This is a genomic window from Mycobacteriales bacterium, assembly GCA_035504215.1.
Classification (GTDB): Bacteria; Actinomycetota; Actinomycetes; order JAFAQI01; family JAFAQI01; genus DATAUK01.
The window spans coordinates 1-8,307 of sequence record DATJSI010000123.1 but is presented as its reverse complement, the minus strand read 5'-3'; the positions used below and the strand labels follow the sequence as shown (position 1 = coordinate 8,307).

Genomic DNA, 8,307 nt, shown 5'->3' with positions numbered 1-8,307 from the left:
AGCAGCGCGATCGACGTACCCGCGGGGATGGTGAGGTCGACGTCACGCAGCGCGACGACCTGCTCGTCGCCGGTCTGGTACAGGTGCGTGATCCGTTCACAGACGACGGTGACGCCGGTTGCGGTGGCCAGGGTGTCCGCGGTCATGTCATCGCCGCCCGGAGGGTGCGAACGTCGGTGCGCTTCGCGACGTAGCTCGCGATGACAACCTCGGCGATCAATGCCGGGATCAGCGCGATGAAGACGGCGATGACCGCGGGCGGCACCGGCAGCGGCAACAGCGGCTTCGGGATGGCACCGGCCGAGGCCTGCGGGATCAGGTGAGCGGCGAGGTGCGCGGTCGCGATCCCGCACACCAGCGCGACGATGCCGGCGATCGCGAGGCGGGTGGCGGCAGCGCCGCTTCGCCCGCGTACGACGGTGGCGCGCGGCACGCCTGCCGAGGTCAACGCGAGCGCCTCGCTGCGTTGCCGGCCGGCGGCCGCGATGCTGGTGCCGATCAGGAGCGCGACCGCAAGGATCGCTGCGATCACGGCGACCGCGACGTAACCCGACAGCCCGGCGGTCTCCGCGGATCGCTCGAGCGTCCTTGCGGTGCCGCTACGGGTGGAGACCGATGTGATGGTGAGGCCCGCTGCGCGTAACCGGGCAAGAGCATCCGCCGGGGCGTGCGAGCCGATCCACACCTGGTCGGTCAGCTGGGTCGAACCGAGCCGCTGGATCGGGATCGGTTTGCCCACCGCGATCAGCGAGCTGAGGTCCGTCAACGCTCCCTGACCGAGCAGCTCGGGAAGGACCGAGGTCTGATACACCCGCATCCGGCGGATCGGCTCGTTGTTCAACCCGAAGGACGACCCGCCGACGTCGCCCGCCGTCAGCATCGGCAGCGAGAGCTGCGCGACCGAACCCGGGACGTGCAGGATTCGCTTCATGCCCTTCGGGGTCAGCCCGTCGATCCGTCGATGCCAACCCGCGACCGCGGCGAGCCGGGTGGTGTCCAGCGCCAGCGTTCGTTGCGCGGCCGAGCCGAACGGCGCGAGCAGCTCGGCGGCCATCGCCCATCTGCCCTTGGCGTCCGCGCGGCGGACCGCGGTCGTGAGCGTCTCGGACGGCGGGACCAGGACGTCGGCAACGGTGGGCGCTCCGACGATGAGGCCGGCACGGTCGGTCCGGTCCTGCGATGCCCCGTGCCCGACCGTCACCGCGAAAGCGAGCAGGCTCATCGCGAGCGCCACCATCGCCGTGACCCGCCAGGCGGCCCGGTCGCGGCGCAGCTCGCGCACGGCGAGGAACCGGCCGAGGTCGCGTGACTCGGCGGTCGACCGCACCGCTCCGCGCAGCAGTGCGGGCACGAGCCGGCCGAGCGCAAGGCCCGCGGCCAACCCGGTCAACGACGGGGCCAGCAGTGACCAGGGCGTCGAGGCGTTGCCGGAGTGCGAGGAGAACAGCTCGATGACGCCCGCGGCCGCCAGCGTGATCGCGACGATGTCGATCCATGCGCCGCCGCGCCCGCCGGCGCTTCGCGCGTCTTCGGCGAGCTGGTCGGACAGCGATCGCGACGCGACGACGAGTGCGGTCGCGACGGTGACGACTGCCGCAACCGCCGTCACGACCAACGCGGCAACGACCGCGCTCGCGGTGAGGTGCACGGGCGTCCCGGACCGCAACCAAAGGTGGGCTGCGAAATAGGCGAGCGGCACGCTCACCAATAGCCCGGGAATGATGCCGACCAGGAGCAGCAGGATCGGCTCGGCGGAGATCGACATCGCGGTCGACAACGGGCGCCGGCCGTTGAGGGTCGCGATGATGAACTCCGTACGCCGCCGATCCATGCTCGCGGCCAGTATGGCGATCAGGACCAGGCCGACGAGCAGCAACAGCTGAAGCTGGGCGAGCGTCACGAGGTGGTTGAGCTGGTGGCGGTCGGCGGCGTCGGCCCGGAGCAGGCTCGGGACCTGGGTCAGCACGGAGATGTTCTCGCGGTGGTGGGCCTGTAGACCGGCGATGGCATGTTCGACGGCGGGCAGCTCGGCCGGTGTGGCCTTCGTCCAGTCGAGCAGCTGGTCGACGACGACGTTCGACCGGAACGGCGGCGGCAGGGCAACCAGCGTGGCTCGAGGAACCAGCGCCGTCACGTCGGCCACCTGAGTGCCGTCCGGACTCACGACAGGGGCGCTGATGTCCTGCCCGAACCAGTAGGCCTGCTGAGCGGGCGGCACCGTGAACAAGCCGACGACCTTCTCGTGCAGCGAGTACTCGGACGCCCTCAGGTTCGGCTTCGGGGGGACTGCCTGGTCGAGGATGTTCGTCACGTCGCCGAACGTCGGACGGTCCAGCCCCGAGGCAACGATTGGGCCACCGAGCTGCGCCTTCAGCACCTGGGCCGCGCTCACGGGCAGTGCGATCTCGTGCGGCCCGGTCGGGCATCGCCCGCTCGTGAAGGTCACGTGGGCGCACTGGTTCTGCCGCCACTCGATCGCGGCGTACTCGATCGGCTTGTTCGGCACCTGCAGCTGGGTCGTGGTGCCACTGACCGTGATGCCGCGGATGACGGCGGTCGACAGCGGAAGCCGGGGAACTTCCTTCGCCAGAATCTGGTCGGGGGAGTCGCCCGGCCACGACGAGCCGGCTACTTCGACGCCGCTGTCGTTCGCCGGCGCGGACGTCATGCGGGCGCGCAGTGCCGAGACGGCGGCCGAGGAGCGATAGATCGGGGCCACCGCTGCGGCCGCGCAGGCGGCCGCCGAGACGACGACGATCAGCAGCGCCATGCCGCGCCGGTAGAGCACCCCCCGACCGAGGATCCGCAGGATCGCGCCGGGGTGGCGTCGACCCTGCATCGATGTCCTTTCTGTCGTACCCGGACCGATTCCACCGACCCTGCCACGAACGGTGGCGGCGCCACGGCGACCGTGACGGGATTGTGACCGTCCCGTCGGGCCCGGCCCAGCGCGCCGTGACCCGGCCGCCCGGACACGGCTACGTCACGCCGAGCCGATGGAGACCTGCGGCTAGAAGACCACCACCGAGCGAAGGACGTCGCCGGTGTGCATCTTCTCGAACGCCTTTTCGACGTCCCCGATCCCGATCGTCTCCGATACGAACTTCTCCAACGGCAGGCGGCCGGACAGGTGCATGTCGACCAGCATCGGGAAGTCCCGGCTCGGCAGGCAGTCGCCGTACCACGAGGACTTCAACGAGCCGCCGCGACCGAACACGTCGATGAGAGGCAGCTCGATCCGCATGTCCGGTGTCGGTACGCCGACCAGGACGACGCGCCCGGCGAGGTCGCGTGCGTAGAACGCCGCCCTGTAGGTGTCCGGCCGCCCGACCGCTTCGATGACCACGTCGGTGCCGAGGCCACCGGTGATGCCCTGCACCGCTTCGACGATGTCGTTGTCCTTGGAGTTGACCGTGTGCGTGGCGCCGAAGCCCTTCGCCCACTCCAGCTTGCGATCGTCGATGTCGACCGCAATGACGGTGCGCGCACCGGCGATCGATGCGCCGAGAATGGCCGCGTCGCCGACACCTCCGCAGCCGATGACCGCCACGGTCTCGCCGCGGTGGACCGCCGCGGTGTTCAGCGCCGCGCCGAGCCCGGCCATGACTCCGCAGCCCAGCAGTCCGGCCACCTCCGGCTTGGCTGCCGGGTCGACCTTCGTGCACTGTCCGGAGGCAACCAGCGTCTTCTCCGCGAACGCGCCGATGCCGAGCGCGGGCGCCAGCGGCGTACCGTCGGCGAGCGTCATCTTCTGAGCCGCGTTGTGGGTCGCGAAGCAGTACCAGGGCTCGCCGCGGGAGCACGCGCGGCACTGTCCGCACACCGCGCGCCAGTTGAGGATCACGAAGTCGCCGGGTGCGACGTCCGTGACGCCCTCGCCGACCGCGGACACGACACCTGCGGCCTCGTGCCCGAGCAGGAACGGGAAGTCGTCGTTGATGCCGCCCTCGCGGTAGTGCAGGTCGGTGTGGCAGACCCCGCACGCCTGCACGTCGACGAGCGCCTCGCCCGGTCCGGGATCAGGTACGACGATCGTGGTGACCTCGACGGGCTCACCCTTGCTCCGTGCGACGACGCCTTGTACTTCGGTCGGCATTGACGTGCGTTCCTCTCGTGGTCTCGGGTTCGGCCGCGCGCGGCGGCGCTCGCTAGCCTCGCATGCGACAGCCGCCCGACGGTACTGTCCGGCGCATGGCAGCGGGGTCGAAAGCACACCTGGACGACGATTCCGGACTGGCCGGCCGCTGGTCTCCCAGCATCTGAAGGTGCTCCGCAGCACCGGCCTGGTCGCGACCACCCGGCGTGGGCGGGAGGTCGTCGACCGGCTGGCCGACGAGCATGTCCCGCACGTGGTCAGGAACGCGGTGGCGCACGCCGGTGAAGGCGGACCGACAGGGTCAGATCTCGTCGATCTCGCGCGCCGCCGACAGGTTCCCGGCGGCGTCGCGCCGGAGCACTGCGCCGAGCCGTCGGGGTGCGGGGCCACCGACTGGTCCGATCCGAAGGAGCACCGACCACTCATCGGGCTCGGCAGGTGCGTCGGCGACCGTGGCTCGGACGACCGCGCCGTCCGGAGTAACCCGCAACGTCGCCGGACACAGTCGGGCGTCGACGGCGGCGTCGTCCTCCGGCATCAGGAACACCCCACACTCGAGATCGGCGTCCGGTCCGCGCAGCGCGCTCGTCTCGATGGTCAGGACGCCGTCGGCGTCCAGCCGGCAGCCGTCGACGACGGCGTGTGTGGCGAGCGGCGCAACGCTCTGGTCGATGTCGAGCTCGACCGCCGGACGCTCGCCCTCCGGGATCGGGCCGGTGAAGTAGACCGAAGCGGATCCCAGCCCGCCGTCGCCGGCGGCGAGCCAGACCGATGCGGCTCCGCCGGCGGGTGCCAGCCGCAGCGGCGCCGACTTCGACAGGCCGGCGAAGGCCACCCGCAGCCGGAGCAGCCAACGCCCGCGATCCAGCGGCCGCCCTCCCCTTACGGTCCCCGGGTCGATCACGACCTCGCCGCGGATCCGGGGTACGCCGTCGACCACGTCGAGCCGCAGACCGGACGTTGTCGACCAGAGCTGCCCGTCGACGAAGGCCACCGTGGCGAGGTCGAGGTCGAGATCCTCGTCGTCGGCCCTGACGAGCTGCCGGTCGCTCGCTTCGGTCTCGGGAGCGAGCCACTGGGGGAGCCGCCAACCGCCGTCGCCGGTGGACTCGAGGCGCAGCAGATCCGTGCCGGGCGACCCGTCTCGCCGGTCGACCACCAGGTCGGCGTCAAGATCGAGGACGAGGCGCCCGTCCTGCCAACGCGGCTCGGCCGTGCGCGCCCGCAACCGGATCCGCTCAAGCCCGTCGGCGAGGTGGAGCAGGCCGTTGACGTCGTCGTTGCGCAGCAGTCGGAGCTGCATCCGCTGGACCGCGGGCAGCTCGGCCTCGACTCCTGGGGTGACCAGATCGGTCACGAGCCGGTGAAGTTCGCCGGCGAGCTCGCGCCGGTGGTCCGCGTCGTAACGGAGCATGCCGGGCCCGCGCAACCGCCCGAGCATCTCGTTGCGCACGAAGCGGGTGAGGACGACGTCGCGTCTTGACGGAGTCAGCCGGCCATCGAGCAACGAGGTGATGTCGGCGAGCTCGCGGCAGTACTCGCGCGGTTCGATCGCTGTGTCGCCGTGGTTGTGCCCGGCGGTGCGCCGGCGCAAGTAGAAGTAGCAGACGGTGTCGGCGACGACCGCGACCGAGCGCGCATGCACGTACGCCTGCAGGCAGAAGTGCTGGTCCTCGATGTAGCTAGGGCCTTCGGGGAACCGGATCGCGTAGTGGTCGAGGAACTCACGGCGGAACATCTTGCAGACCGTGAGGTTGAGCATCAGCGGGAAGTCGGCGAGGGTGACGCCGGTCACGGTCTCGCGGAACAAGGCGTGATTGATCGCGCGGAAGTCTGAAGCGAACTTGCCGACCACGACGTCGGCGGCGGAGCCATCCGCAACCTCGACCAGTCGGCGCAGCGCATCCGGAGCAAGCCGGTCGTCGCTGTCGACGAACTGGATGTAGCGACCCAGCGCCGCGCGGATGCCGGTGTTGCGCGGTCGAGCGGGACCGCCGCTCGCCGGCAGGCGGTGGACCGCTGCGCGGCCCGGGTACGACGTCGCCCACCGCTCGGCCCGCTCCGCGCTGCCGTCCGTGCTGCCGTCGTCGATGAGCAGCACCTCGAACCGCTCAGCCGGCAAGGTCTGTTCGGCGAACGACGCGAGACAGTCATCGAGGTCCGCGCCGGGATTGAAGAACGGCACGACCACGCTGACGTCGACGGTCACCTCGTGGAGTCTGGCATCCGGCGCAGGTGACGGGGTGACGACTGCCGGGCGCGGATTAGGGTCCTTGGGTGGCCGACCTGGCACCGCTCTCGCTCGCCGATCTCGACGCCGGCGCTTCGGCGCTCGGCACCGACCGCCGGCTGGGCGGAACCCGAGCCGAGCAGCGGGAGGTCCTTCGCGAGCTGCACGAGCTGATGATCAGGGCGGTGCCCGCGAGCACCGGGCCACCCGCCGGGCTGGCCACGGCGGCAAGCGTCGCGGTGCTTGTGACGCCGGCTGCTGCGGACGGCATGCAGCCGCGTCCGCGGACCGTGTTCCGCCTGCTGCGCGCGAATGCCCTCGATGCGGCGTGGGCGGTGATCACCGAGAGCTCCGTCGGACGGGTGGACGCCGAGGTCGCCGGTGCGACCGCAACCGGTGGACGCCGTACGACGCGCAGGCTGCCGGTGCCGGTGCGCATCGAGTCCTCGACCGTCTACGCCGCGCTGCCCGGCTTCCGCGACCCGCGCTACGACGCACCCGACGAGTGCTACGACATGACTGCACTGGTTCGTCTCGTCGCGCGTGCCGACGATGTCGCGGTCGATGCGGACATCGTCACGATCGGCGGCTCGGCAGCGCTCGCCCATTTGCCGACTCGGTCCGACGAGTCAGTGCAGTTGATCCTCGTGGGCGACCTCGGCGAGCGGATCTTCGCCGGCCGACGGCGCCAACGGCCCGATCTGTTTCCCGGCCGTGCGCACCTGCCGGTGCGCCGCGACTGGGCGGGTTGGTCGGCTGCGGTCGACTGCGCAAGCCTTCCGGCTGCGACCTGGCAGGTCTTTGTCGAGCTCGCGCACGACCACGTCGTACGGCGCGCGGCCGCAGGAGTCTCGACGGACGGCACGGGAATCGGCGATGCGGGAGCGAATGTCGCGCTGGGTCCGATGGCCCACCTCGAGGTGCGGCCGGACGGCTGGTGGCTGGTCACCACCGGGAACGCTGATGGTCAGGTGCCGGGGTAGCGCCCGCGACCGCGGTCAGCGGCGGACGGCCGCCACAACGCCACCCCGGCGGCGATCAGCCCGCCGGCAGCGGCGAGGGCGATGGGCGCGGGCCCGGCAAAACCGGTGCCGAACAGCGCGATCGCGGCGATGATGGCCGCACCGGCGAGCACGAAGCAGGCGAGAGAAGACAACCGCCGCGCGACCGATGGTCGACGCGGCGGTTGTTGGGACTCACTTGAGTTCGTCAGGGTGTTACCTCTTGCGAGCCGTGGTCTTTCTCGCTGCCGTCTTGCGGGCCGGCCGACGAGCGGTGGTCTTCCGCGCCGTCGTCTTCTTGGCCGCCGTCTTCCGCGCGGTTGTCCGCTTGGCTGCGGTCTTGCGGGCCGGAGCCTTCTTGGCCGCAGTCTTCCGCGCGGTGGTCTTGCGCGCCGTGGTCCGCTTGGCGGCGGTGCGCTTGGCCGTGGTCTTCTTGGCGGCCGTCCGCTTCCGCGCCGTGGTCTTCTTGGCCGCGGTCTTGCGGGCCGGAGCCTTCTTGGCCGCGGTCTTGCGCGCGGTCGTCTTGCGCGCAGTGGTCTTACGCGCTGTTGTCTTCCGTGCAGTCGTCTTGCGCGCGGTCGTCTTCTTCGCCGCGGTCTTGCGGGCCGGAGCCTTCTTGGCTGCGGTCTTGCGTGCAGTCGTCTTCTTCGCCGCTGCTCTTGCCACGTGAGCCCCCTAGCTCGATTAGTGGAGGTCTGTGCTGTTGACAACTCTGTCATCGAATGTCGACGCATTCCATTACCACTGCATGTAGAGGTTGAGCGTGTCGCGAAACCCGATGTCGACAAATTTCGCGCGTTCGACCGCACATGACCGTGTCTGTGGCGTCAGATCTCAATGGTTTCAACGACTCATCGTCGGCGATGACGGTTCGTACGAGCTGTTGCGCGCGCTGTGACCGATGTCGGCGCACATCGGTCGTCTGCTACCTGCGACGATGCACAGCATGGACATCACCACGCGGATCGGGAAGCAACGGG

6 protein-coding genes and 1 pseudogene are annotated in these 8,307 nt (G+C 70.4%); 2 read left to right on the top strand and 5 right to left on the bottom strand.

Going from position 1 to position 8,307, the window contains the following annotated elements:
- Nucleotides 1–142: 142 nt before the first annotated feature.
- Both VME70_14520 and VME70_14515 read right to left on the bottom strand, forming a co-directional pair.
- On the bottom strand, nucleotides 143–2,839 hold the full coding sequence (locus VME70_14520; protein HTW21413.1) for an FtsX-like permease family protein: 2,697 nt from the start codon (nucleotides 2,837–2,839) through the stop codon (nucleotides 143–145).
- Nucleotides 2,840–3,010: 171 nt separating this feature from the next.
- Nucleotides 3,011–4,096 (bottom strand): S-(hydroxymethyl)mycothiol dehydrogenase, encoded by a 1,086-nt coding sequence (locus VME70_14515; protein ID HTW21412.1) that lies wholly within the window; start codon nucleotides 4,094–4,096, stop codon nucleotides 3,011–3,013.
- Nucleotides 4,097–4,238: 142 nt separating this feature from the next.
- Between VME70_14515 and VME70_14510 the strand changes: the two are divergent.
- Nucleotides 4,239–4,382, top strand: a pseudogene (locus VME70_14510) (transcriptional regulator).
- A gap of 15 nt (nucleotides 4,383–4,397) precedes the next feature.
- Here VME70_14510 and VME70_14505 read toward each other — a convergent pair.
- Nucleotides 4,398–6,305 carry a glycosyltransferase family 2 protein gene (locus VME70_14505; GenBank protein HTW21411.1) on the bottom strand — a complete coding sequence of 636 codons (1,908 nt, stop codon included), beginning with the start codon at nucleotides 6,303–6,305 and terminating at the stop codon, nucleotides 4,398–4,400.
- Between the two features lie 68 nt (nucleotides 6,306–6,373).
- Between VME70_14505 and VME70_14500 the strand changes: the two genes are divergently transcribed.
- Entirely contained in the window at nucleotides 6,374–7,309 is a 936-nt protein-coding gene (locus tag VME70_14500) for a hypothetical protein (GenBank protein ID HTW21410.1), read from the top strand.
- Here the strand turns inward: VME70_14500 and VME70_14495 are convergent.
- Together VME70_14495 and VME70_14490 are read right to left on the bottom strand one after the other, a co-directional pair.
- Entirely contained in the window at nucleotides 7,294–7,482 is a 189-nt protein-coding gene (locus VME70_14495) for a hypothetical protein (GenBank protein ID HTW21409.1), read from the bottom strand. The two genes, VME70_14500 and VME70_14495, sit on opposite strands and share 16 nt — an antisense overlap.
- A 61-nt stretch (nucleotides 7,483–7,543) precedes the next feature.
- Nucleotides 7,544–7,993, bottom strand: a complete 450-nt coding sequence (locus VME70_14490) for a histone H1-like repetitive region-containing protein (protein HTW21408.1) — start codon at nucleotides 7,991–7,993, stop codon at nucleotides 7,544–7,546.
- Nucleotides 7,994–8,307 lie beyond the last annotated feature (314 nt).